The organism is Rhodococcus sp. EPR-134 (genome assembly GCF_001647205.1).
Taxonomy (GTDB): Bacteria; Actinomycetota; Actinomycetes; order Mycobacteriales; family Mycobacteriaceae; genus Rhodococcus_F; species Rhodococcus_F qingshengii.
In genome coordinates, this window is sequence record NZ_LVCT01000599.1 from 1 (window position 1) to 2,719 (window position 2,719).

The window sequence follows — 2,719 nt, forward strand, 5'->3', positions numbered from 1 at the left end:
GGGATCTGCACACTCGACGCCCAGTCCGGGGTCCGAGACAGTGCGGCGTCGTTGCCGATCACCGCGCACACCAGATGCGCCCGCGACGGCCGATCCGGCCACGGCGTATCCCCGTCCGTCAACACGATCACCACGTGCGGGGCAGGACGGGCCGCGTTCGCCGCGTCGATCCCGACGCGCATATCCGTACCGCCGCCGCCCACCAACACCACATCGGCCACCGACCGCACCGCCTGCGCAGACGTCGATTTCGCATCACACGAGAGAATCCGTACCCGCTCCCGCGCTACACCGCCTGCCCGCAGCACACCCGCAACCTCACCCATCGCCGCCGACAGATCCGCCGCCGACATGGACCCGGACGTGTCGATCACAATCGACACCGTGATCGACGGACCCCGCATCGCCGGGGCCACGACCCCCGGCACGCTGCGCCGCGACGGACGCGCATAGCTGTAGTTCGTCCGCCCCGACTGATCCGCCAACGCGCGCCGGATCACCGCGCGCAACACCCGATCCCACGGCACTGTCGGCGGCGTGAGAACCTCACCAGCCCAACGCGCCAATCCTGCCGGTGCGCTCCCGCGCCCCTTTCCTTGCGCCGCCTGCACCGCCCGCGCCACATGGCGGCGCACCAGATCTGCTTCCGCGCCGTCCAACCCGTCCGCGACCTCCCCCGCTGCCGCGCCCAACTCCCCCGGCACCGGCGCGCACCCCGCACCGGACCCGCATCCCACATCTTCGTCGTCTGGAAACTGTTGTCCCGAAACCGGATCGATCAGGTGCGTGTAGTAGTCCTCTGCGATTCCGCCGTCCTCGCACCCGAACGATTGTGGAGTGATCACCCCGTCCGGTAACCCGACGCCCGCCGCCAGCAAGTCGTCGTTGATTTCCGCGTCCGCCGCGTAATTCCACGCCACGTGCGCCGCCGGCTTCGGCAAGGACTGCCCTCGCACACCGTGCGCCCGCAGCAAGTGCCCGACCTCGTGCAGCAATACCGCACCCGCCACCGGCACCGGCCACGCACCCGCGCCCACCAACAACGCCGGATCGAGATAAAGCCGCCACTGCGCATCCACCGCGAACGTTCCCAACCCCGGTGCAGCAACGGGCTGCGCCGCGAACAACGCCCGCATGAAATACGGCATCTGCTCGGCAGAAACCAGCCGTGCCAGGCGAAACGCCCGCAACTCATCCGGCGCGAGCACCCGAACCCCGCTCATGCCGCCGCCTCCATCAGACCCGCAGCGGTCAACATCGGCGCGAACCGACGTGCAGACGCCGGGACAGTCGCCTTCGCCGGTCGCGCCTTCGCCAGCGTGCGCGCCGCCGCGCCCGCCACGTCCGGTGCGCCCGCCTCCGCAGCCGCGATCAGCGGACCCCACGCACTGCGCCAGGCCTCCACCGTGCCGCGCCCCACCGCCCACGCCGTGACACCGGACAACACTGCCCACACCAGATCAGGACGCGACTGCCAATCGAACGCCGACTCGGCATTCTCCACCACCGCAACCGGATCGGGCAGATCGGCGCTACGTCGCCACTGAAAAGAACTCCACGCCCGCGCCCTCACCGATCAACCCGAACACCGCCGTGTTGATCGCCGCGTTGTCGTCCTCGCGCACATGCGGCAACACCGCCGCCAACATCGACCACGTACGACGCGACGGCCACGCGCCACCGGTCTGCGCCGCCGACGACGGAAACGCATCCAACGCATCAGGATTGCGCTGCACAAAGCCGGTGATCGAACTGCGCACCAACGCAACCCGCTGCTCATCGGTGGCCACCGCACGCGAGGCAGGTGGCGCACCCCACCCCGTCGACATACCGTCCAACCACTCATCCACAGACGGCGTGAACTCCACATGGCAGAACCGATTCGCCAACGGCGCTTCCAACTCGTACCCACCAGCGGCGCAATCCGGAGGGTTCGCCCCCGCAATCACCCGAGTTCCCTTCGGCAACTGCACATCACCGACAGTCAGATCCAGCGCCACCGCCAACATCGCCGCCTGCACAGCAGGCGGACTCGTCGTCAACTCGTCCAGAAACAGATACCCGCCACCACCGGCCACCAATTCCTTCGCCCACGCCGGAGCCTCCAACGTCACACCGTGCTCCCGCACCACCGGCAACCCAGCGAAATCCGACGGCTCACGCAACGACCCCAACACCGTCTTGCACAACACCCCATCCGCCGCAGCCAACCCACGCACCAAACTCGACTTGCCCATCCCCGGACCCGAAATCAGCAACGACGGCACACCCGCCCGCCCATTCGCATCCAACACAGTCACAGCAGTAGCCAAATCAGCCACAGGAATCCTCCAGAATCGAGCGAACTGGTCAGGTCCGCTACCGAATTAGACTCCCCAATTATATAGGTTGAACTGCACAAATAGGCGCTAGAATCGTTTCTCACGTCCCCGGCGCACCCTGTGCCGGGGACGTGAGAAACGATCACCACGCCCGACTGCCGGCACCACCGCGTACGAGGTACGAAAGGCCGCCAACGACGTGGAGTGCCAACTCTTCGCACTCGGGCTGCGGTCCGGACTGGGAAACACTTCGTATCGTCTGAACCCCCAGCGAGCCAGACAGAACCAGTGATCCCGCACGCCCCGAGACAATCACGGCCGTCTCCGCAACCGTCTAGGTGGCCGGCACCGCGGTGATGGCGTCCACACAAGTGACGAGCACGTCGATCAAGATCGGA

Annotated in this window: 1 protein-coding gene and 1 pseudogene; both read right to left on the bottom strand. The window is 67.2% G+C overall.

The genetic code is table 11. The features are described 5' to 3' along the window. The coding region (locus tag A2J01_RS26435) for a vWA domain-containing protein (RefSeq protein ID WP_064113926.1) at nt 1–1,223 on the bottom strand (1,223 nt) is incomplete at its 3' end. Beyond that, nucleotides 1,220–2,321, bottom strand: a pseudogene (locus A2J01_RS26440) (ATP-binding protein). The gene A2J01_RS26435 and the pseudogene A2J01_RS26440, both read right to left, overlap by 4 nt. Nucleotides 2,322–2,719: the final 398 nt, after the last annotated feature.